Source organism: Thermogutta sp., from assembly GCF_039793925.1.
GTDB lineage: Bacteria > Planctomycetota > Planctomycetia > Pirellulales > Thermoguttaceae > Thermogutta.
On sequence record NZ_JBAMME010000260.1, the window covers coordinates 8,238 to 31,743 of the forward strand.

At 56.3% G+C, this 23,506-nt stretch carries 18 protein-coding genes; 9 read left to right on the forward strand and 9 right to left on the reverse strand.

What is annotated here, in order from left to right:
- Positions 1-947: 947 nt before the first annotated feature.
- From ABJK56_RS12855 to ABJK56_RS12870, 4 genes are all read left to right on the forward strand, one after another.
- On the forward strand, positions 948-1,385 hold the full coding sequence (locus tag ABJK56_RS12855; protein WP_347245069.1) for a glycine-rich domain-containing protein-like: 438 nt from the start codon (positions 948-950) through the stop codon (positions 1,383-1,385).
- 88 nt (positions 1,386-1,473) lie between these two features.
- A complete protein-coding gene (locus ABJK56_RS12860; RefSeq protein ID WP_347245070.1) occupies positions 1,474-2,325 on the forward strand; it encodes a TauD/TfdA family dioxygenase in 852 nt (283 codons plus the stop codon).
- A 25-nt stretch (positions 2,326-2,350) separates the two neighbouring features.
- Positions 2,351-3,100: a class I SAM-dependent methyltransferase gene (locus tag ABJK56_RS12865; protein ID WP_347245071.1), complete on the forward strand. Its 750-nt coding sequence runs from the start codon at positions 2,351-2,353 to the stop codon at positions 3,098-3,100.
- Entirely contained in the window at positions 3,097-7,362 is a 4,266-nt protein-coding gene (locus tag ABJK56_RS12870; RefSeq protein WP_347245072.1) for an ATP-binding cassette domain-containing protein, read from the forward strand. Before ABJK56_RS12865 ends, ABJK56_RS12870 begins: the two co-directional genes overlap by 4 nt.
- Here the strand turns inward: ABJK56_RS12870 and ABJK56_RS12875 are convergent.
- From ABJK56_RS12875 to ABJK56_RS12890, 4 genes are all read right to left on the reverse strand, one after another.
- On the reverse strand, positions 7,351-8,181 hold the full coding sequence (locus ABJK56_RS12875; protein ID WP_347245073.1) for a serine/threonine-protein kinase: 831 nt from the start codon (positions 8,179-8,181) through the stop codon (positions 7,351-7,353). The two genes, ABJK56_RS12870 and ABJK56_RS12875, sit on opposite strands and share 12 nt — an antisense overlap.
- A gap of 1,781 nt (positions 8,182-9,962) precedes the next feature.
- Positions 9,963-10,190, reverse strand: a complete 228-nt coding sequence (locus tag ABJK56_RS12880; protein ID WP_347245074.1) for a hypothetical protein — start codon at positions 10,188-10,190, stop codon at positions 9,963-9,965.
- 108 nt (positions 10,191-10,298) lie between these two features.
- The gene (locus tag ABJK56_RS12885; RefSeq protein WP_347245075.1) at positions 10,299-11,345 is read right to left on the reverse strand and encodes a hypothetical protein; all 1,047 of its coding nucleotides are present in this window, start codon (positions 11,343-11,345) and stop codon (positions 10,299-10,301) included.
- 68 nt (positions 11,346-11,413) lie between these two features.
- Positions 11,414-12,547: a hypothetical protein gene (locus ABJK56_RS12890; RefSeq protein WP_347245076.1), complete on the reverse strand. Its 1,134-nt coding sequence runs from the start codon at positions 12,545-12,547 to the stop codon at positions 11,414-11,416.
- A gap of 923 nt (positions 12,548-13,470) precedes the next feature.
- Here ABJK56_RS12890 and ABJK56_RS12895 point away from each other — a divergent pair.
- Positions 13,471-13,833, forward strand: coding sequence for a hypothetical protein (locus tag ABJK56_RS12895; protein ID WP_347245077.1), 363 nt, complete (start codon positions 13,471-13,473; stop codon positions 13,831-13,833).
- Between the two features lie 114 nt (positions 13,834-13,947).
- Here ABJK56_RS12895 and ABJK56_RS12900 read toward each other — a convergent pair whose 3' ends face one another.
- Positions 13,948-14,196, reverse strand: coding sequence for a hypothetical protein (locus ABJK56_RS12900; RefSeq protein ID WP_347245078.1), 249 nt, complete (start codon positions 14,194-14,196; stop codon positions 13,948-13,950).
- A gap of 38 nt (positions 14,197-14,234) precedes the next feature.
- Here ABJK56_RS12900 and ABJK56_RS12905 point away from each other — a divergent pair, with 38 nt between their 5' ends.
- The 4 genes from ABJK56_RS12905 (at position 14,235) to ABJK56_RS12920 (ending at position 17,149) form a co-directional block, all read left to right on the forward strand.
- Complete coding sequence (locus ABJK56_RS12905) at positions 14,235-14,585, forward strand: hypothetical protein (protein WP_347245079.1); 351 nt, start codon at positions 14,235-14,237, stop codon at positions 14,583-14,585.
- 16 nt (positions 14,586-14,601) lie between these two features.
- A complete protein-coding gene (locus ABJK56_RS12910) occupies positions 14,602-15,174 on the forward strand; it encodes a hypothetical protein (protein ID WP_347245080.1) in 573 nt (190 codons plus the stop codon).
- 167 nt (positions 15,175-15,341) lie between these two features.
- Positions 15,342-15,596, forward strand: a complete 255-nt coding sequence (locus ABJK56_RS12915) for a hypothetical protein (RefSeq protein WP_347245081.1) — start codon at positions 15,342-15,344, stop codon at positions 15,594-15,596.
- 464 nt (positions 15,597-16,060) lie between these two features.
- Complete coding sequence (locus ABJK56_RS12920) at positions 16,061-17,149, forward strand: formylglycine-generating enzyme family protein (RefSeq protein ID WP_347245082.1); 1,089 nt, start codon at positions 16,061-16,063, stop codon at positions 17,147-17,149.
- A gap of 564 nt (positions 17,150-17,713) precedes the next feature.
- On the opposite strand, the gene ABJK56_RS12925 is transcribed toward ABJK56_RS12920, so the two are convergent.
- From ABJK56_RS12925 to ABJK56_RS12940, 4 genes are all read right to left on the reverse strand, one after another.
- The gene (locus tag ABJK56_RS12925; RefSeq protein WP_347245083.1) at positions 17,714-18,754 is read right to left on the reverse strand and encodes a hypothetical protein; all 1,041 of its coding nucleotides are present in this window, start codon (positions 18,752-18,754) and stop codon (positions 17,714-17,716) included.
- Between the two features lie 3 nt (positions 18,755-18,757).
- Complete coding sequence (locus tag ABJK56_RS12930) at positions 18,758-20,257, reverse strand: hypothetical protein (protein ID WP_347245084.1); 1,500 nt, start codon at positions 20,255-20,257, stop codon at positions 18,758-18,760.
- Positions 20,258-20,549: 292 nt separating this feature from the next.
- On the reverse strand, positions 20,550-21,725 hold the full coding sequence (locus ABJK56_RS12935) for a hypothetical protein (protein ID WP_347245085.1): 1,176 nt from the start codon (positions 21,723-21,725) through the stop codon (positions 20,550-20,552).
- 278 nt (positions 21,726-22,003) lie between these two features.
- Positions 22,004-22,993, reverse strand: a complete 990-nt coding sequence (locus tag ABJK56_RS12940; RefSeq protein ID WP_347245086.1) for a hypothetical protein — start codon at positions 22,991-22,993, stop codon at positions 22,004-22,006.
- Positions 22,994-23,506 lie beyond the last annotated feature (513 nt).

Genomic DNA, 23,506 nt, shown 5'->3' on the forward strand with positions numbered 1-23,506 from the left:
CCCCCGGGTTGATCACTCTGGGAATGAGGGCCCGCCCCAGGCCACGCTCGGCAGCAACAGCCAGAGCAGCGGCTCCCAACGCAACGAGGGTCGTCGCGCCGATGGTCAGATTTCGCGGGGTGATCATGCGTTGTCGTCCTTTTTCAAATGGCCGTTCGGGGGAATTTTCCATGCAGCACCAGCGCTGCAGGAACTCGAAAATTCTAACAGTTAGTATAGCTTATTTTTACCAAAACGTCAAAATTATAAACTCCAAAAACACGACTCCCCGGGCGACCCGGAATGAAGCATGCTCGTCCTTTTCGGGCTCCTTTCGGAGTCCGCCACGAGACCCGGATGCCGTTTTCCCGGCGACCGGACGGGCGCCGTTAGCGAGGAAGGCGAAAGTCACACCGGAAGGGACGTGCTGGTCCTCGTTATTCGCTGTAGCGAGAGTGTTTTACGCAGATCCTAAGTCGTCGCTCGACCCAGCAGTCCCAGATCGAAAGGTTCATGAAGAAAGCTCGGCGAACCGTGCGCTACGGAAAAACGAACAATCGCAAGCAACTGGTGGTTGCCAGACGTGACCATTGAGAATCTGACCTATCGCAAATCTCTCCCCGCCTTTTGATTTCTCCCGCGTCAGTCGCACGTAAAACACGGAAGAGTGTGACTAGCAGGAGAACGCGCCGATGGTCGTAAAAAGGTCAACGTCGGATAATTACGGACAAGCCACCTTGTTGTTGTTGGCACACTCTGTATGCCGCCGTCTTGTTCTTAGCGAGGCGCCGAGTCATGCAAGCAGCGAACCTTCTCCCGCGCCTTTAAATGGTTCCCAAAGGGGTGGCTCTTGTTTATGACAGCCCCGCTTGATAAAATTCCCGGCGGTTGTAAGCTTGTCGCGGTGCAGGAGGTTGTGGCCAACGTGGCATAGGATTCACCTGGTCAGTCAGTACGAGTGGAGGGTAATGGCAATCGCAGTCGAAACTATTACTCCGAAGGCAGCTCAAGACTTGGTGGACATTGACCTCCGTCCCATTCTCTGGAAAATCCAGTGTGAGCTCTCGACGATCAACGGAGGGCCGATTGATCTTGAGGCGGCGGCGCTTGCCTATCGTCGGTTTCTCACTCTTCATCAGCGTTATCCGGACCGAACACTCGTCCCAAGTGCCTTGATCGATCTTGTGTGGCATTACCATATTCTTGATACACGAAAGTACGCTGAGGACTGCCAGCGGATCTTCGGATATTTCCTTCATCACGACCCCTACTTCGGAATAGGTGATGAGGAAAGTCGGCGGAGGAACCAGGAGGCGTGGCAAGAGACTCAGGCCCTTTGGGAAAAGGAATTCGGCGAAGCACTTCTAGGCCCTGCACACCCCTGCTCTTCTAAGGATTGCCGTTAACCTTGTTCGCAGAGGGCAGAATCACTTTCTTTTTAGACCAGCGATATTAGCCCGAGACGAGCTCCTGGAATGTTTCCGGAGGTCTGTGATGCTCATCTTGCGGCCTGACACCGTTACAGCCATCACAATCGAGGTCACGCGGTTGCCCGAGCTTCAGCCCGTGACCCAATCAGATGTGTCCAAGATCGCGGAAGCTGCGCGGCGGTGCGAGATCTTGGGTCGAGTGGCCTCGCTCGCCCAACAAGTGCTGGAAGAACAAGGCTTCGTTCAGGTCCGTGGTCTATCTCCGGAGACCTCTGCGCGAATATTTCCCGCATTCGCAACCCTCTTGGGCAACATCTATATCGACCCGGATGTGGGGGCCGCGATCATCCCGGCACACGTCCGGCCGGGGGAGCTTCTCATGGGCAACCATCTGCGTCGTCTTCCGCTCCATACCGATTACAGCATGATGGAGGAGCCTCCGCGGCTGACAATGTCGTGCTGTCTGCACCCCGATGCCCTGGAGGAGTTTGGGAGGCTTTCGATCGCCAACATTGAATCGGCCTGCTTTGGGCTTTACGACGATCCCGAAATGATTCGCCTGCGGACCGTACCTCTCCCCTTCGCTGCGCAGAATGCCCGGGAGCTCGCGAATGTGATTGATCGCCCGATTCTCAGCCAGAAAGCCAACGGACGCCTCCTCGTCCGTTACCATCGCTCGCGGATCGAGCAGGGTTTCCGTGTCAGAAAAGTCCGACCAAGCCTCGAACAGCTTGCGGCGATGAAGTGTTTTGAACGACTGGCTTCAGAATGTGTTCAGTGGCTTCGCGTAGCCGCGGGTGACATCACAGTAATTGACAATCACCGGACAGTTCACGGTCGTGAACGCTGCAGCGTCGAAGTAAACGCCGACGGCACCACGACAGGGCGGCAAATGTTATTTCTTTTTGCTTACTAGAGCGTCACCTCGGGAGGCAACGACCATGGCTCGGCTGGGTTGGCATCTTTATGACGCCTTTAATATTGGCATTGAAAGTGGCAACCTTACTTTTTGGACAGCGATGATCCATGAGATCATACCGCCTCCCACGGGCCAAGAGGTGGTCCTCGATTATGGCTGCGGGGATGGGCAGTTCCTCCGGCTCCTTTACCAAATGCGACCATTCGCCTACGGACTTGGCGTAGACACGGACTCGGCTGCGCTGGAAAAGGCTCGGCAGAACCGTCGCGAGGGGGAACCAATCGAGTACGACACTCCGGCGGTTCTGAACAATGTGGAGAACAAATTCGACCTAGCTTTCAGCCAAGAGGTTTTCTGGATGATCGAGGACCTACCGGGGCTGGCGCGAACTGTTTATCGCGTTCTTAAAGACAAAGGGGAATATTACGCGACGATGGGGTGCCATATTGAGAACCCGCTCTGGCCACACCGGCGCAAACTCCTAAAAAAGGAGGGCTACCGTGTGTTTGATTACTCGCTAGACGAAGTGGCCGACATCTTTTATGAGGCCGGCTTCGAAGTGGGGCTCAAGCGACTCCCTGTAGAGTATTTCAATATTTACCATCCTGAGTTCACACCATACCGGGCCCAGAGCCTCTCCCGCCTTGTGGAGACAACCTACGAACACAAAATGCTGTTCTACTTCAGACGGGACGCGGAGTGGCGGAAGAGACTCGAAGAAAAGCACAAAAGATCTGCCCCTCCGCTTGAGAGGACAGGCGGAGTGTCATGACTGAATTCGATGCGTGTCGACGTCAACCTCTGCGCATCCGTGATGCCTGGGAGAACAATCTTCAAGGAGTTTCTCTGGACCTCCCTAACGGCAGCCTTACGGTGATCACGGGGGCTTCAGGAGCTGGCAAATCCTCTCTCGTGCACCAGGTCATTGCCCGCATCGGAAGCCGAAGACTGGGACGCCTCCGCGGCAACCCGCACGCACTGGCACCATCGTACGAACCTAGGGTGGCCAGTGTGGAAGGCCTTCCTCCAATCATTGAAGTCCGTCAAGAACCAGTGCGTGGCCACATCCGGTCCACTGTTGCCACCTACACAGGAATCCTCCACTTGCTCGCCCAGCTCTTTATCAATTTTGGTGTTTCCCTTTCGCCGGGTGGCTTTCCGGTGGAGGACCTCGACCGCGCGGATTTCGGCCGCTGGTTGTGGGAACATTACCGCGGGCATTCCGCCACACTGGCGCGGGTGACTCCCGCCATCGATGTAGTTGGCATGAGCCAGATTCCCAAAGTCGAATGTCTGTTCGTCCGCAAAGCGGACAGCTCCTGGACTTGCTCCAGCCGGGAAGGGATCAAATCTCTCCTCCCGGCCACGCTTTGGCTCGCAGTTCCCGAGGTCACACGCGTCATCAGTGACGAGGATGATATACGCACCTTGATGAGGAATCCCTCGCAGAATTGGTTGTGGGTCATCGACGGCAGGGTTTTTGTAGAAGGGGGATTCCACCGGATCGCCCGAGACGAGCGGGAACCTTTTCTCCCACTCAGCCGTAGGCTTCTCTCCTTTAACTCTCAGGGACTGGGAAGTGGCTGCTGCGAAACTTGTGGCGGCCGGGGAATAGTGGAGACGATCGATGTTGAATCGCTTGTACGGGATCCTGACGCGCCACTCCTTGAAGGCGGCCTCAATCTTCCTCGCTCCGGCGAGCGTTTCACCCACTTGGGGGCGCTCGATTGTGTTCTGCGAGGCTTGTTCTATCTCCATGGTCTTCCCGAAGACGTCACTTGGAATCAGCTTCCAGAGCCGGTCCGCGAGATCATCCTCCACGGATCCGGGCGAGAGCCGGTCCCGGAACTTCATCCCGGGGAAACCCGGCCAAGAAAGGCGAAGCGTCCATTTCAGGGGATCCTCCCTCTGCTCAACTCCCGGATGCAGTCGCAGACCTCGTCGGCAAAGGCATTCGACCATTTGCAGACGAAGCGTGCTTGTCCCGACTGCGGTGGAAGCCGCTACAATCGCTCCGCACGAGCTTGCGTCTACCGCGGACTAAGGCTAAGCGAAGCCGTGACCCGGCTCACGATCGGAGAATTCCAGAAAGTTGTCGAGCAATGGCAGCCCACGGCAACTTCCCGTGAAGCCAAGGTACTATCCAGTCTCCATTCCCTGCTGTCCGTTTACGTTGATCTAAAACTCGGTTATCTCCAATTAGGCCGAAGCACCAGTACCCTCAGCGGTGGTGAGTCTCAACGAATCAAATTGGGGCTAGCATTGGCGCTTCAGCTTACTGGATGTTGTTACCTGCTCGACGAACCCTCACGGGCTCTTCACGCCCAAGATGTCACGGCACTGGCGCAAAGCATTTCCAAACTTGACGAAGGGTGCAACACAGTGCTCATGGTCGAGCACAATCCGCTTTTGTTCCGCCTGGCAGATCATCTCGTGGTGCTCGGCCCCGGGGGAGGCCATCAGGGGGGCAAGATCGTCTATGCTGGTAAGCCGGAGGGTTATCTCGGAGGAGGCGGAGGCAATCGTCACAAGCAGAAACCGTGCTATGGCAAGGGCGACGAAGTGTCGCGAGAGGCTATCGAGGTTGCCCAGCTTTCTGTCAACAATGTGCGGAAAGCTGCATTTCGTGTGCCGGTGGGACGGCTGACGGCCGTGATCGGCGTTTCCGGGGCAGGCAAATCTTCGGGGATCATACAGGGTCTCGTCCCCGCCGTGGAGGCGGCCCTAAGAGGTACTCTCTCCGCTCGGCTTTGCGATCTTCGTCTGCCCAAAGGAATCAGTTTTGTCGAGGTGGTATCGCAAAAATCCTGGGAGTCGGGGCGGAACAGTATCGTCGCCACCAGTCTTCAGATCTACGATCAGATACGCCATTATTACGCCCGCCAGAGCCTCTCCAGCAACCTTGGGTTGACGCCCTCCGATTTCTCGTTCAACGCAAAAGGGGCCTGCCCGGCGTGTGAAGGAACGGGTACGGCCCGAGACGGTCATGGCAACGAGCTGCCCGAAACCTGCCATTTCTGTGGTGGCCAAAGGCTGGCCGGACTGCCGCTCCTCATCCGCGTGGATGGGCTCACAATCGCCGAACTGCTCGACATGTCGGCGGAACAACTGGTGGAGTCCGAACATCCTGCTTTCGATGGCGAGGCCCGTCGACGATTGACATTGATGACAGAGTTAGGGCTAGGGCACCTTCAGCTTTCTCGCATTACTTCCACCCTATCCGCCGGAGAGCGACAACGGTTGCGTGTCGCCCGCTTTATGGCACGAATCGAAGCTACACCCGGACAAGGCCTTCTCGTCCTCGATGAACCCACCGCGGGGCTCGGTACTCGCGACGCGCAACATGTCTTTCGCAAACTGGCTGAATTGGCCAGGATGAGCGGCCACACTCTGGTAGTCATCGAGCACAAACTGGACCTACTCCCTTCCGCTGATTGGATCATCGAATTTGGACCGGGCGCTGGTCCTGACGGTGGGAAGGTGATTTTTCAGGGAACTTACTCCCAACTCATGAAAGCGAGAACACCTTCCGCTGCAGCTCTCCGGTCCGCACCAAGTGCGCTCCCAGCACGAGCTCACTCTGAGAAATCGGCTTGTGCTGGGCAAGCATCTGGGGTTGAAATTCTCCGCCAGGCCGCCCGGGTTTTCGAGTCTTTCCTCGTCCACCAGGACGTGTGGGAAGATGAGCGAAATCCTCGTCCACTCCGTCCGACCGTTAAATTGGACCCCATGCAGTTCCCCAAGGACGCGCGAGTGGGTGAGCTTCTCGAAATCCTGCCAGTCCTCCGCACTCGCTGGAGACCCGTGTTGGCAGAGGGTGTGGTAGGAGTGCCGAACCTGTCCGACGTCGAGCAAGCAGTGCAACACCGTCCTTTCGGCTTCTCGCCTGTCAGCTTCGGCCAACGCCTGGGTTTGGCGACGCCCTTGGACCTTATCGAGGCCCTTAGGCAGTTGCAAAGACTGGGCTTCCGGCGAGTGTGGCATGATGGCCAAACTTGGCCCATTTCTGGTTTGCTCAAGCACGTAAAAAACAGGAAAGAACTTCTGGACTGTTGGGTCATTTGTGAGGCCGACGCCGAACCCCCTCTTCGACAGGTGGCCCTCCGCTGGTCCCATGGGGTCGTTCGTCTCATGGAGGGCCCCGATGTGGGGACCATCGTCACCACCCGATTCCTGCTGATTGAAGGAAAGAGGATTGCCCGGTTTGGTACTCTTCTGGGGGATCCGCGGGTGGGAGATTGTCGTTCCCCAAACGGCCGATGTGCCTACTGCAGTGGCACCGGCCGCTTAATGGCGTACCCCCTCGAATTAATCATCGCCGATCCCCGCAGCACGATTGAGGAGGACCGCTTCTGGCATTCAAGCCTCCTGCAAGCTATTCGAGCCTTGCGCCGACAAAGACTCATTCCGGAGGCCAAGTTTTTTGCTCAGCAAGCGGTGGCGGACTTCCTGCAACCCTACACCGCCATGGATCGTGAGACGGCATTCCTTCTCGAAAACGGAATACCCTGGCGGCGATTTCCAAAGCCAGGGGCTGCAAGGGACGACCGGACTCAGGACTTCTTCATCTGGCGGGGACTTCATTACTACGTCCACAAGGTTCTGGGCAAGATGAGAGACCCAGGCTATAAACAGGAACTCAAATCAAGATTTCGTTGGAAAATATGTCCGCCCTGTGAGGGTACCGGAATGGGCTGGGAATCCGCCTACGTCGTCCTCCCGAACAATAGAAGCCTTATTAAAATCGCGAGTACTGTTCCTTTAAAGGATCTTTGGAAAGAGCTGAACGTCCGCACACCCGCTCTTCAAATGGCTATGCAATTGGGTCTGGGCCATTTAAAGATCACAGACAGATTCGAAGATCTCTCCAAGGAAGAGCAAGACTCGCTGGTCATATCGACGGCCTGCAGCGCCCCTCTAGAAAACGTAACGCTCGTCGCGGGAAGCGTAAAACTGGCCGATCCCGCACGCATTTCGAGACTCTTAGCAAAGCAGGGTATGTCGATCGTTTTCTTGCCATCCTCAACGGATTGAATCAAGAACCTGCTCAATCTCTTGCCAACTCGGACGGTTGGCGGGGAGCTCATCCACCATAGCCCACAGACACTCGGCAAGCCGCGGGGGCACGTCGGGCCGCCACTCCTGAGGTGGACGGCGGCGCGGGGGACGACCGACGAGCAATTCAATGAGGACTGCGCCGAGCGAATAAATATCGACACGGTAGTCATAAACTGTGTCAAACCCGTCCATTATTTCTGGCGCGGTATAGGCCCAGTGCCCCAGCCCACACGTCATCGGCTTTCCTGCTTCAAAATCTTGCCGAGCCAAATCGGACGGATGAGGGCAGGCGAATTGGAAGTCAATAAGTGTGGCCACGAGATTGCCATTGATCATCAGGTTGCGTGGGGCGATATCGCGGTGTATGAGACCACTGGCATGGACAAACTTCAATCCTTCGGCAATGCTGATCGCAATTTGCCGGAATTGTTCGAGGGTGCGGGGTTGGGCATGGGTGTCCATCCAACGGCGAAGGTTAACACCAGGAAGATATTCCAGCAAAATACCGACTTCGCCGATAAGCGACACCGTGCCCAAGCCTTTGACAATCCTCGGGTGAGCCAATGATTGGAGGTAGCGAGCTTCGCGAACAAAGTAATCGTAACATCGCTGTGATTGATCTTCAGTCCATTCTGGATCACGACGAAAGGTTTTGACAACAAGCCGATACCCCTTGTTGCTGGCAAGCCACACATTGCTTAACCCACCGCGGGCTAGGAGGCGCTCAAGAACCAAGCCGTTGGGCAAAACTTGGCCGGGAAGAAGAGATTCTCGTGAGAATTCTTTTCGCGACACTGGGCTTTTCGAAGGATCTATTCTCCGCACATTATTTCTCCCTCTATGCTGTTATCGCGTGAAAGACGTATCCCTGATCGATCGGTGCCGTTTGCGCGGGCACGCAGCCTAATTGTGACAACTATCCAGGGAATTCCTCGGGCATAATCTCTACACAGCCGCTTACCTTTCTCCGGCAGACAGCTGCGGCGCAAAACACTCGAATGCTTTTTAATCCTGCACTAGCGGAAACACACCGCGAACCGAGCACTGTTTGTGTCTTCTCCGTAATTTATCAGGCTTACGGCATACCATACTCCGCACGTCTATTGGATGACCCAATACCCGAGACCCTCTCTCCGCTTGTTCGATTAGCATTATAGGCGCCCGCCTTGGATCTAGAGACGATATCAACCATGCTTCTGCCCAGCTCGGGGCGCCTAACACAAGACTGCCGTCGTCGGAACACGTATAGAGATTCACGCCCTGGATTCGACTCCACAGCGAGATGAAAATTGCAACTGGATGACGGCCATAAAGGCTTCAGGATGACACAAAGTTGGGGCTCAGAGACTAAGCGATCGCAACGAACAAGCTCTTTGATTGCTTTCGACTCCGGATCCCGACAAGGTTCTGGCCACTCACAAACCGCGTTTTCTTTGAGCCCCAGTAGATTATTTGCACCCGTTACTCCGTCATCTTCGCTTCGTACTCGGCACTAGCTTTCTTGTAATCCTCTGGCGGTCAGTTTTCGGAATGCGGAGACAATTACTAAACCTCGGTAGAGGTCTTTTTATTCCATGGTTTTTTCGAGGCCGCCCCGTTCACGCAGGATCTCTGAATGCCGCGAATTCTGATTTCGCTCATCACTGTAGCTTCTCTAACCTTCTTGGTATTAGTTGGAATCGCGAATTTCCAAATATCTACTCCGGCCTGAGTCGCGGTGCTTAGCACTCAAGGGATTTTCCAGCGAACGGCCGCCACATTCTTTCCAAAACGTCGAAGCCTGACGGCAGCCTTGCCAGTTGGTCATCCCTTGGAACACTCCACAAGCCCAGAAAGCTGGCCGCGTACTGCATGTCGGTACATCCGATTTGTTGTGTCGCCGCAATAATCGGTCTGCTCAAACAGCTAGCTTGACACATGTGTTACTTCCTGGTTCATTGCAGACACCAAATCATCTGCAAGTGCGCTCATCGCGCAACGCGCAAAACTAATGGAGTAAGACCTCCTCCGCTTGCCCAGGGTATCGTTGGACGCGGTGTGCGATTTTTATCGGCCTGCCATAGATATATGCTTCGATCATCACCGCTTAGGTTGGAGGCACACGAAACCTTGATCTTCCCGGGCGGCATTGCTCCGGTGTGCCTATGTCGTTCGGGCAGAAAGATCCTCACAGAAGGCCGCACTTGGTCAGGATTCGGCGCACGGCTTGGACAGCCTCAGCACAGCGCACTTCAATATTTTCCATCTATTGATTCAGGCATTGTTCGGGAAATCTAAGAGCACTGGCAAGATTTGGGACCATAAGTAAGCAAACTTCAAAACCCACGAGTTGGCCGGTGGCACCTGGTAGCCAGCGTGCTTAACATTCACGCTTCGCTTTTACTTGCCTGCCTACAGTGGCACGCTCGAGCCTCTCGGCTAGCCAATGTGAGGCAGCCCACGCGGCACAGCCGGGTTCGCAAAGACTTCCGCGCCCGCACAGAAGGCTCGCCTGCCATTAACCGGGTTTGCTCCCCAATTTCCGTAACCGGAACGTTGTCTCTGCCGCACCCCGATGCCGGAACTGTGCCGTGTATTCACGGATTCTCGTCAGGGAGGAGGACCCGCAGGGAGAAATCGCGGCGGTCCAGTCGATCGAAGGCCTGAACCTCCGTAATGCCCAGACTTCGCCTCGCGGTTACCCGAAAACGGACAAACCGAGCCCTGACGGGCGACCGCAAGGGGAGCACATAGTTCCAGGCTTGAGCCGTCTCATCGTCTGGAAGCATGTGGTTGACCGGAATTTCTTGCCGAAAATGGTTCATTCGGAAGAATCCCTGGGACTGAAACTCTTTTTCCGTCGCGAGAGGTGAAGACCTCGACTTGATCGCGGACTTCGCCCCGTAGGGCGTCTCACCAGGGCCAGCCGGCTGTCAGATGAATTCCCAGCGCGCTGATCGCGTGCTCTTCGCCCATATCCACGTGATATCGACCGGAGAGACCTTCTCGTCGAAGCCGACCGCGTATTTCATCGCCGTCTCGCCAGCGTAATTAGAACCGACAATTCCATCGGTGAGTTTTCGTCCTTGGGGGTCGTCCGCCCCCCAGGCCCCCGTCGGTTTGGCGCTCACCGTATAGGGCTTTCCTCGCAAAAGATTCTCCCCACACTCCCGCCAAACATCGAGGACCCGCCTTCCCAGCCCCTTGCGGTTATCAGAATAGCCGTACCTTCCCTGGACCACCTCATCGGCCACAGCCACCCGCAAGCTTTCAATGACCGGATGATCGGCACTTCCCCCATCAATAGTGTAACGCAAAGGAACACAGTCCACCCGCTGGCGATGACTCCGCCGGACGAACGTGCGGTCCTCCTGGACCTCATCCCATGTGAATGTTACCTCTAACGGTCGAAATCGCGGACCGGTGATCTCGTGGTGGACCTCCGTGCGGACACTGTAAAGACTGCAGGCAGTGGGGCCCGCCTGGGGCGCGCGAAGGGAATACTTTAAGAGCACCTCCCGAGTTTCGGGCGGAATCTTCGAGACGGTCACGTAGTGAATCACGTCCCAAGGCTGGGAGGTATCGGTGAGCCGATAATCAATCTGCCAGGTTTTGCCTCCGTCGAAGGAGTGCGCGAGGGCGATCTCCCCATTGGGCACACGGTTGTAAAACCGTCCGCCATAGATCACCCGGGTGATAGAACGGGGAGCAGTGATCCGATAAATCGTATAGGCCTCCTCGTTCGGCCTTTCGGCAAACATCACTCCATGCCAACCTTTAGCCTTCGACTCGGTCGCGATGTTCTTTTCCTCCACCACGTAGGCACGGTAATAGTCAGCCTGGAGGTCTGGCCAGACGACGATCGTGTCGGTGGGTAAGCCAACGTCGACGTAGACGGTATTCTCCCCCAACCGCAATTGGGGCTGGGTCTTGTCGTTGAGCATCGTCCGCGTCTCGATCTCCACTGCGGAGATCCCCACATCCTCAACACCGTTAGCAGCAAAGAGCGTGAATCGAACAAGGACTTCGTAGCTCCCGTTGACCTCGTCTACGAGCGCCCGTTCAATGGAAAACTCCCCGTCGCGTGGGCTTCGTAGACTTTCTCCCAGGTGCGGCCAGCCGTCGTGCTGATAGCCACCTCGATATGGTCCTCGGCTGTCTTCCTGATAGCCCGTCCACGAATGACTTGAGAAGTCACAATATTCGCGCCCTGGACCTTGAAGGTCACATAACCCGTCCGTTTTGCTTCAACGGGGCGAATGATTTGCTGGAAAGTCGCCGTCACATCGAGCGAATCGTAAACCACTTCGTGGAAGAGAGTGGGTGTGATCTTTGGGCGAAACTGCCAGACACCATTCCCCCTTATCCTGTAGCGTGGGTTGACTGATTCTGGGTCCTTTCCACCATTCGGCACGTAATACTCTTTTCCCTGTCCTAAACTCCGGTAGAAACGAGTATAACTGGCCCCGGGGTAAACATTGAGGATGTACCGGTGCCCCCACTTCCACTTGTTGTAATACGGGCGAAGCTTGAGCCCCGCGGGACGAAAACAACGGGCCTCCTGCTCCAGGTCGCGGGCACAGTCAGCCCCTGTGAAAAACCCGAGGGGGCTGGTCGCGGTGAGACAGTGATACTTGACCACGTGGCCCATTTCCCGACGACCCTCCGAACGCGGACAGGCCCCATCAGCCCCGAGATCCTCCACACCCGCCACGGTGTGGCCCTCGCAGAGGGTGTATATAGCCGAAATTGAGTTGTCATACATGTGCCAGCGACCATCGTAAAAGCATTCAGACACGGTATGGAGCGTCACGTCCCTGAACCGCATAGGAAATCCCAAGTGGTGCCACAGCCCGCAGTTGATTCCCGCCACTGTGCTGCACATCGTGTACCCAAAATCGTTGAACTGCCGGATGGGGTCCGTGACTTCCACGCCGTGAAAGATCATCGGGGATGTTTGACGGCGAGCAATATGGACCCAATAAAAGAGCGCCCAGCATTTCTCTGCGGGTGTTCGCCGGGCCCCCGTAGCACTGCGGAGAAAGCTATCAATGTCGGACAAGTCGGGATTCGCCTTGGTGACGACTTTAATATTGCACACCTGAGCCCGGACCTCCGAAAGGCCTGCCAGCAGGCTCAGCCAGATCGTGATCCAGAAGCTGGGTGCCATTCGCCGAACCATGGGAAATCCATCTTTTAAGCCACCTTTTTCGCAGACCACCCTCGAGCCAGCAAACCACGGCCCCTGGGACTATGGGGAAAATCCCGGGCACCGTCAACTGTCCCGCCTGACCGACGCTACAGCCTTCTCTCGCCAATAAACTGTGCTGATTAAGCCCTCTGTAAGATCCCCCTCTCCAATCCCTTTTCTCTGGACCTGCAACCCACGGAAGTATCGGCTCAGGTGCTACGCAATTGCTTTTGTTCCTCGAGAACAGTCCGATGACGAAAGGTGGAAGGGTACTGCGGCCAACTCGGAGAGCCGAACGAGCATAAAGAACGCTCTCTACGGCGTCTCAATCCGGCGATTAATCATTGCCAGAACGTCGTTGAGAGTCCGGTAGGTTGAAAGCGTGTCGTGGCCTGGGTCGTCAGCCTGAGAAACTGGCCACACACTCTCTATAGATAATCTATCAAGCGTTTATTCAACGAGCTTGGAAAGTGTTCGAATAACAAGCAAACTCATTTGTGGACGCACCCGGATATAACTGCGGCTTTCGCACAAAGGCACTCGCACTGGCGCACTGTTGAGAGGCATCCTTAGACGATTTTGGAAGGTGACTCGTTGGGCCTTTCCGCTAATCCCGAAGCGAAACAGCACCACGTGGTCGCGACCGTGCATTGTCCAGGTGTCTTCGTATCCGATCGGCGGGCCAGTACTCACGAGACTGTATCGCTTTGGGACATTTCGCCAAGTAAAATGCGGCTGTCCAGTGCGGACCGACACCTAGGTATGGAACGCCTGGATTGTGAAAAGCGTCTGGAGTGGGATATCTTCTGGAGATTCGCCTGTCTGGCGTCGAAGACAATGTCCATTTGAGGATTTCTGTTAGAAACCTTCGGAAACGCCTTTTTGGAGAGGATCCAAAAAGTGGTGGGTCGCAAATGGATTTCGAACGTGCTTGTGGGGATTGTCATTTTGTTCGGGCCGACCTGGGCTTTCCCACGGCGTTGGTTTTCTCATCCCACAGAAGCGTGGTGAGTCGTGGGGCGCGGAGACGGAGGCAATGCTCGGTTGGCTATCCCGCATTTGCCGATTTCTATGGTAGCCGTCTTCCACCGGCGGAGTTGCTCCTGGCTCGGTCCAATTACGCTGATGAGAACCCGTTGGTAGAGTACCGTCTCGGGAAAGGACGGATTATCATTTTGGGCTGGCGAATTCCTCATTACGCCCTCGCAGACAATTTCCATCGCGAGGAGCTGGCACCCTTGACAGGGAATATCATCAATTATCTGGCCCGCAAGTGACAACGGGTGGATTGGCGCGCAGCGGACGCGTTAGCAGCACTGGGCAGCAATTCCTTGATTCCCTCGGCCAAGGAGCTTTCGTCCCTCAGGGCAGCGATCGAAGACCTCGTCGCATCATACGGCGATCGGTACGCCAACGGCCACGTCTTTCGCAAAAGGCTCGATGAGCTGAGTGTAGCCTGCGACCAATTCCGGGATCGCGAGTATTTCAGCATCCAGCGTGCCCAAGAGCTCCGCGACGCTTTCCGCGCCCTTCAGCGAGAAGCTTTGCTTGCCAACCCTCTCTTGGATTTCGACGAATTGCTCAATATCGAAAGAAGGAGCCCGATCTCGGACTTCCAGCCAACTGGGAAAGCCTCTCAAGTCTTCCCAAAGCCGGTTATGACAATCGGCTGTGTGTTATGTCGCTTCGTCGGAGGGACGCACCCACCCAGGTGCTCTTCGAGCCAACCGGTGGCCGCTACGTCGGCGAGATTGACGTCCATTTCGATGCCAGCCGATTCCTTGTGTCCATGCCAGGCTCCTTCGATTGCCTTCAGGTCTTCGAGCTGTCCCTGGTGCTCGATAACGGACAGTTGCGTGTTAGTGAGGTCCGTGAACTCCCGCTGATTCGGGAACCCGATGTTGACAATTACGACGCCTGTTACCTGCCGGACGATCGAATCGTCTTCACTTCCATCGCCCCATTCGTGGGTGTGCCTTGTGTGTATGGGAGCTCTCACGTCACCAATTATGTAGCGCCTGGAACATGACGGCTCCACCAGACAGTTGACGGTCGATCAGGAACACAACTGGTATCCGAGTCTTCTCAATGATGGGCGGATCCTCTATCTCCGCTGGGAATACACCGACCTTCCCCACGCACATTCGCGGATCTTGTTCACTATGAACCCCGACGGAACAAACCAAATGGCCTATTATGGGAGTAACAGCTATCTCCCAAACTCATTCTTTTATGCGCGGGCGATTCCCCACCATGTCAGGAAAGTAGTTGGCATTATCATCAGCCATCACGGGGTTCGTCGCTCGGGACGGCTGGTGGTCATTGATCCCGCCGTTGGGCGGCAGGAGGCACAAGGTGTCGTGCACGAGATCCCGCCCGCGGAGAGAAAGATAGAGCCAATCATCCGTGACAAACTCGTGGACGGTGTCTGGCCGCAGTTCTTGATGCCCTGGCCTCTTAGCGAGAAATATTTTCTGGTGAGTTGCGAACCTGTACCGGAGAGCCCCTGGGGCTCTACCTGGCCGACGTCGTCGGCAATCTGGTTCTCATCAAAGAAAAGCCTGGCCACGCGCTTTCGGAGCCAGTACCGCTTGCTCCTCGGCCACGACGACCCGTGATCCCCGACCGAATTCGGCCTTTGCAGAGGGAAGCCCTCGTGTATCTGGTTGATGTGTATCATGGCCTGGCCTCAAGGGGATTCCTCGCGGGACGGTTAAAAAATTCCGCCTCATCAGTTACGAGTTCAGCTTCCGGGGGATGGGGGGATTGTTGGGGAGCCATCGGGATGGATGGCTTATGGGATGTCAAACGGATTTTGGGAACTGTGCCGGTGCACGAGGATGGTTCCGCGCTTTTCCGCGTTCCCGCCTACACCCCGATTGCCGTACAACCTCTGGACGAGGAAGGCCGGGCCCTCCAAATCATGCGGCATTGGTTCACAGCCATGCCGGGAGAGGTCCTCTCGTGCATCGGCTGTCAGGAACACGCGAACGAGGCCGTCCCGGGCCGAGAGACTTTCGCATTCAGAAATCCCCCCTAATGATTGATCCCTGGTATGGCCCGCCCAGAGGATTCAGTTTTTCGCGAGAAGTCCAGCCTGGTTTGGATCGCTACTGTGTGTCGTGCCACGACGGCCGGTCGGAGCACGTGGGGGCCCTTCGATCTGCGAGGAGATGTCCTTCTAACCGGCTGGTCCTCAGCCATCGCGGGGCACCTTTCGGAGAACCTGGGCGGAAATTTTCCGTCGCTTGTGGGAATCTTCATCAATACGTGCGACGACCAGGGATCGAGAGCGATATCGATTTGCTCTCCCCTATGGAATAACGCGCAGTAACCGCTGAACTCGTCCAGGTTTTAAAGAAGGGACACCACCGGGTCCGGTTACCGCCGGAGGCCAGGGATCGGCTCTACACATGGATCGACCTCAATGCTCCGTACCTCGGCACGTGGTCAGAAATCGTCGGTCAAGAGACAGTGAACCCACTTTTGGCACGCGCTCTTCAAATGCGGAAGCAATACACCGGCATGGAAGACAACTGGGAACAAATCCGGGCAACTACTGTGTTCGCGCAGGGGACACACGAGAGCCACGACGATAAAACCTCGCTGGAAACTTCTCCACCTGCAGGACATTACGCACAAAATGACTCCTTGCAGAAGACCTCTTTTCAGGATGCTCGCTTGCCCTCGATTCCCAGCTGGCCGTTCGCGGAAAGCGTCGCCCAGGAACGCCAGGCGAAACTTGGCGAATGGCAGCGAACCGTAACGATCACACCGGGAGTGACGCTTTCCATAGTTCGGATTCCTGCTGGCCGATTTGTCATGGGCAGCCGAGAGGGGGCTCCCGACGAATCCCCACCATGTGTCGTCGAGATTGCGCAAGACTTCTGGATCAGCGCCTGCGAAATCACAAACCAGCAGTTTGCTGCTTTCGATCCAACCCACGATAGCCACGTGGAAGCGCTTCACGGGGATCAGTTCGGATACCGCGGATTTTCACTGAACGAACCCGAGCAGCCTGTGGTTCGCGTCACATGGTGCCAGGCCCTGGCCTTTTGCGAGTGGTTGTTCCGCCGTCACGGTGAACGATTTCGACTCCCAACCGAGGCGGAGTCGGAATATGCCTGCCGGGCAGGAACCGAGAGCCCCTTCTGGTACGGTACCGCGGATACCGACTTTTCCCGGTATACCAACCTGGCCGACGCGAAATTTCGCGAGTTTGTGCTCGACACTTTTATCCGCGTCAGGACGATCCCCAACCCCAATCCATTCGACGACTGGATCCCCAAAGACGTGCGCTGGAATGATGACGGGCTCGTCTCCGTAGCACTTGGTTCCTACCAACCCAGCCCCTGGCACCTCCACGACATGCACAGCAATGTGTGGGAATGGACGCTTTCCCCCTACAAGCCATACCTTTATGACGATAATGACGGCCGCACCGATGTGGCCCCGCCGGGATGTCGGGTGGTCCGCGGCGGATCATGGTACGATCGGCCGAAGCGAACCACATCATCATTCTGCCTTGCGTATCCGCCCTACTCTCGCGTCTTTAATGTAGGGTTCCGCACCGTTGCCGAGGACCTCGATTGAACGGAATAGCCCGGCATTGGTGTTTGCCATCCAGGACTCGCACGTCTTTCCGGTCCCTCGGAAGCATTGGCAGCAAATGGACATTAGTGGCAAAAGGAGTTGATGTCGCGACAGATCAACGGAGGCGTGATTCGCGTGCGGAAAATATCAGCGCACGTTTTCAACGGCCACTTTTGGCGCGGTGGTTAACCCGGTGGTTCCAGAAAAAGATTCTTTTCCCATCGAGGCCCATCACCTCTCGCCGTCAAGGCTTCCTTTTATCTTCTCCCGCCGCGCATCCTTTTTCCCTGTCCTTAACTCTGCGGTCCTCCAGCACCCGCCTCTCGAGCGCGAGGCTTACGACTGTGATGAGGTCTCAGGGGAATCTTCCCGGAGTCTGCTATCTCGGAAGGAAGTTTGACACGATAGGTGCGCGGCACAAGACTGATTTCAGAATTGGGTGGTCTCATTGCAGACGCACGGGGCACTTCTACCGCGGAAAAGGGGCGGGAACCCAGCAGCTCGTGCCGAGGCGGCGTGCCGCGGCTTCAAAACCCACCTGCTATGGCGAAGCTGCGGTGGTGTTCAGTGCCGCGGCAGGTGATGCAGGGCCTGAAAATACTCCCAGACTTTTTTCGCCTTCCCGTCGTAGGTTCTCAGTCCCAGACCGAGGTGGGTTCGCTGCACGACCAGACCTGTGACGCTCGATTCCGGCAGGTCGTGTAGGAAGGCCCAGTTGACAAACTCCAGGCGTAGACCCTTGGTAAGTTCCAGGAATCGCATGAGGAACTCAACCTGTTCGTCCTCGCTGCCCCCCTGTGCAGGATCGCTGCTCCACCCGATTTCCGTGAAGCCCAGCGGTCTGTCGGTGTGTTTGGCCAGCCGCATGTAATAGTCGGCGGGTATGTCCTGGGGCGTCGCGTACTTTTTCCAGGGATATGTGGTGACACCCAGCACGTCATAAGCCCCGGCCAGCTTATCCACCAGGTGAAACCGTGGTGGTCCCGGCAGATCGACCAACTGCGAATAGGACACAACCACCAAAACCTTCGTAGAAGGCGACGCGGCCTTGACCGCCTTATAAAGCGCCTTTTCCAGTGATGCCAGATCGTCAAACGCTGCCGGGCCCAACCATTCATAGACGCTATTGACCTCGTTGCCAATGGAAAAGTACTCGGGGCGAAAACGGGCAGCCACCTGCCGGGCTTCCTCGCACAAGCGGCCGACGAATTGGGGATCAGCGAAAGCACGGCTTAGGGAGCCATCATTGCGTACCACGCCCTTGCCCGACCCCACCGTCCAGGGATTCAGATTCACCACAGGCACCAACCCCATCTCGCAGATTGCCTCGTAGTTGGTTTTCTTGGCCACCGGGTTGATTTGCGAGAGTTTTTCGTACAGGCCCACGCCGTTGGGCGTGACCCACAGCATGGTCAGCTCACCCACCTGTTTGCTCAACATGTAGGCGGCAGCGGGATTCCCTGTGCGATCGACGGTGGGTGTCGTCCCGGTGCGGAAAGTCCGTGTCGTCAGGGGAAGGGTGATCGTCCTGCTCAATTCCATGGAAGAAGGCCCGCCCTCGTTGGACACGACAAGCACGCAGAGGAGAAGAGCGAACGGGCTCATGGCTTAGACCTCGCCAGCAGGTTCGAGAAAAATGGGGGTGGAACCCACCTCAATGGTCCATCCTTCTGCGGGAATAGTGACCGTGCGGACAGGGATCGGCCCCGCGGCGGTGGGTGTTTCTGTCAGTCGATATTGCCCGGGCGGAAGCGTCAGGTGCACCCGCGTTGCAGGCTCTTTATCACCCGGGAGATAGCGTCGTCCATCGTCGTACCAGAAAACATAGACGGGCCGGCGACGCACGGTAAAGCGGTAGGCGTAAACACCCCGCCCGACGTCCAGCCTCTCGACATCGGTGAACTCCCCCAGCTTTTTGACCAGCAAACTCAAGGCATGGTAGGCGGGCCGCGGCTCGCCAGGTCTCGGTGGCAGACCCGTTGTGTCGATCAGTCCCTGAAACGCCACTGTGCCGGTGATTTGCGGAACCAGGCCGAACAGTCCCTCATCCTTGAGGTTGCCAATGTTGATGCCAGCGAGTCCCTCACCCATAGCAAGGATGACTTTCTTGACTAACCCCTCGGCCTGTTCGGCGCGGAACCAGGCGAGGGCCTCCTGATGATGGCGATCTCTGGGCTGAGAAAGGGCCTTCAACGTAGCCTCGATGGCTGGTTTCTGTTGTTCCGTGTAAGGCGGAACAGGTATCCCCCAAAACATCATCGGCGAAGCCGTGTAATTGACATCCCCAACCCAAATCGGTTTCTCATACCCGTATTGGCGCATCGTTTCGCGGAGAAAGCGGGTCATCCCAGGGATCTCGCTCCAATCGCTCAGACTATGAAACTCCACGACATCGAAGAGGTCAGGATGGGCCAAGAGCTGACGCATCTCGTCCAAGTACCGTTCGGTGACGCGGCGACGCTGGGCTGGCATGGCGGCCAGGGTGGTTGGGATTTCCTTCGGGTCAGGATGACCCTCGAAGAGTCCCGCCAAAAAGAAACCGATCAGAATGACCTTGGCGCGGGGGTTGGCTTGCTTGACCGTCTGGTAGGCGACGCGGAGCAGCTCCAGGTACTCTTCCACCGTCCCTTGCCAGAAGCCTGTGCCCCACTCCGCCTCAATCTCCCAGTACTCGATCGGATAAAGCAGCCCCGGTGCATGCCCCAGATGGTTGGTGTCGTAACGCTGGACAAACGCCCGCAAGAACGCCTTGTAATCCTCCCAATGCTCGGGCTTGGGCAACGAACTCCCGCCACCGATCGGTTTAACGGGCTTGCTGGAAGCCCAGCGGTTCATGCTCCTGACGTACACGTGAAAGTGGCGGAAACCAGCCCGTTGGTATTCGAGTATCAACCGATCGGCCGCGTCCCAGTGGTACACATGTTGACCGGCCACCGGTGGCCGGGGCTCAATATCCCCCCAGGTGCATCCGATGGCCGCGGCCTTGGCCCAGGTCACGCCGGTCTTCGCATAGACCTCTGCTAACCCCGGCACCATGTATTCCACACCCAAGGCGAATCGACGACCTTCCGTTTCGCCTCCCGCCGCCGTGCCAGGTTTTTCAAGCATCGCCCCCCGACGGCATTCTTATCGGACCGCTGAGAAGGCGGATCGGTCGCGGCCTGGCCAATCAATTGACCACCGACAAGCCCAAGCAATAGCACAGCAGTTCTCATGGTTTCTTGGTCCGTTGAGGTCCGGATGCCGCGTATGATCTTTCTGCAAAATGCCTGTCATTTGAGGCTTTCACTTCATCCACCGAGAGGACGCTCGTTCAGCTTGTCTCGCTCTGCCGAAGCAGGGAATCCCGGCATCTTTTCCGCGATTGATTTTATCATCGTTGTCGAAGTCCAGACGGCTTCTACCCGGCTCCTCCTCGAGACGCAGGGGGCGCAATCAGCTTTTTCTCGAAAGTGCCCTCGCTCCCCAAAACTTTTTCGAATCCACCTTCCACCAGCCACTGCCTGGCTTTCTCGTTTCCGCGGAGATAAGCTTCCCAGAAGGCAGTCGTGGCGGCACAGATCAGCCGATGAAACACCTCATCTTTCTCCCGTGCCCGACGAAGAGACAGCAAACCGCCTCTTGTTATTCCCGACGTCCCAAAGAGGGAACGCTCGCGCCCCGAAAAGATCATATGATCACCCCCGGCAAAGATCACCAAATAGCGATCTGCCAGATCACCGGAGAGATCGAACGGGATACGGCGGTCCTCCTTGCGGGTCTCCCCGATCGGGCTGTCGTCCTCCGTACCCGTCATGTAAAAACAGGGGATGGCAATTTTTCGGAAGGCCTTTTCCCGCTGATCTGGTCGCTGCGGCACAGGAGGACTAAGAATCACCGCGGCCTTAATGCGGGGATCGGCCTGAGAGATTTCCCGTCCGCCAGGCAACACAGCAACCTGACCGGCCACGACCAGGGTGGTATGGGCCCCAAAGGAGTGGCCAGACATGCCGATCCGCTCTAAATCCAATCGGCTGTTCAAAGGGCCTGGTTCGCGCTGAAGCTGTTCCATCTGATCGAGCACAAAACGCACGTCGGCGACCCGGTCCAAGGCCGCGCGGGGGTTTCGCGCTGCTTCTCGAAGGGCTTCTATTGGCCGGTCCTTGCCCCGCCAGACGGACTCGTCGCTTCCCGGATGCTGGAGGTGAACCGACACATACCCGTGGCTCGCCCAGTGACGCCCGAGATAGGCGGCAGCCTCGCGACTTCCACCTAAACCATGGGAAAATAAGATGACAGGCATCGGTCCTGATGCCGGTTGGCCATGCTCCGTCGGATAATACACCTTGACCGGGATGGTTCGGTTCCGCTGCCCGTCGTGCCAGTCAGCCAAAAAGCTTTCCACCGCGAATGGCCCGGTGGCCAAGTATCGGGCCAATTCGGGGTCGGTTGCGGCGTCGGCGCCTCTCGACATTTCCGCCTGGGACTCGCCAAAGCTGGCAAGCCCCACCAAGTGGCCGTCGGAAGCTGCAGCCCGTCGAGCCCCGGACATCGCGGCGCACAACATGATGATCGATGAGATGACCACGCCTCTCATGGTGCCTCCCGCGAGGTACGGTCTAGACCCGGCCGGGCATATCCTTGATGTCCTCATTTCTATCAGGAGCATCGGATGCCCGCGCTCGACTCCGATAATTACGCCCCCTGTGCGCATCCTCTCCGTCACCATTGTACACCGATGGGATGGTCATGGTTACAAATAAAAAGAGAAGAATCGCGGCAAGATCTGAATTCGACAGCACAAAAACAAGAGCAATGTGATGACACTTTAAGACCGCCTCCCGCGCCCATCTCATGCGACCATCCCATGTGAGCTCAATGACTATCGTTAACCACAGCAAGGTCTGGCCGCCATCGTTTTAGAGTGGTGATACCTTGGCGGCTGACGCCTGTTTCGCGGATATAAAGCACTTGTAGTGAACGGCAATCTTTGATGTACTCGAGACCTTGATCGGTAATTTTTGTTCGCGATACATCCAAAATTCGCAGTGTGTTACAGCTTACCAGTGCTTTCATGCCATGGTCAGTAATGCGGCTTCCTGGGATAAACAACTCGGAAAGTTCCGGAAGCTGTGCAATAGCATACAGTCCCTTATCTGAAATCTGGCTATTATCCAGACGGAGAACACGCAGACTGGAACAACTTCCCACATATTCGGCCCCAACGTCTGTTACTCTTTCAGCGTCTACTGCCAAGGTTGTGAGCCCCTTTAATTCGGTAAGGTGTTTAAGTCCAATATCACCTACACCGATGTTCCTGCTCACATTAATCTGCACCTCCATTAGATTCGGTAGCGTAGCAAGGGATTGACATACCTCGTCAGCGTGCGAGCCAATATAGAGCTTAACACTGCGCAGCCGCTGCAATGAAGGAAGTACCTCACCGACCAGAAGGCCTGGCATGTCGGTGACAAGCCATAGCGATCGTAGTGCCTTCAGTTCGCTGAGGTACGCGAATGCATGATCCGAAAATTGGCACTCCAGCATCTCTAGGCGTTCAAGTGGGGCATCCGCGATAACGGCCAGAAACCCCGGTTCCATTTGGCAGTTTACAAATGTGGCCTCCTGTAACGCCGTAAATGCCTTGAAGTTCAACTCTTGCGATAAGCGGAATTCTGTGTCGCTCGCCCACAAATACGATAGGGAGGGCATCTGGGCCAAAGCGACCACCCCTGTTTCGTCAATTCTCACCTCCAGCAGAGTAACCGACATAAGGCCAAACAATTGGCCAAGGTACTGCCAGCCGTCCGAGGGCACTGTTACGCGATAAAGTTCGAGTGTACGCAACGACTTCAGTTGCCCCAATGCAACGCAGTCATCCAGGTCCAAGCGAAGGTTTTGAAACGATAGGTCGGTAACTTTTCCAAGCCTCGAGGCTGATCGGAGCTCTGGATTCACGCTGTTGTATACAAGTTGATAAGCTCGGTGCGAAAAGGGTGACCAAGTCCCTTTATCTTCCCAGTGGCTAACGACCTCGACCTGAACCCCCTGCGCCCTTAGAGACCGGCTGATCCATATCTCCGTGACCCACCCCCATCCTCCCAACGCAAGGCACACAATGGCCACAGCCAGTATCACAAGGAGAAGCGAGCCACAAGCCCATCTTATAATCCGCATAGTCATCACTTCACCCTTCCTGCCGAAGAACTATATATCTAAATAGACATTTTACTAGGTAGATCCCGAAGTTCATCTACGCCAGGAAACGTCGTAATTTTCCCTCAGTTCATCGTAGGACAGAACACCCACGCCTGAGACAATAAAGCGATGGTCCACCATTGCGCTTGAAGTTGCGCAAGCACGACGAGCGTGCCCCTC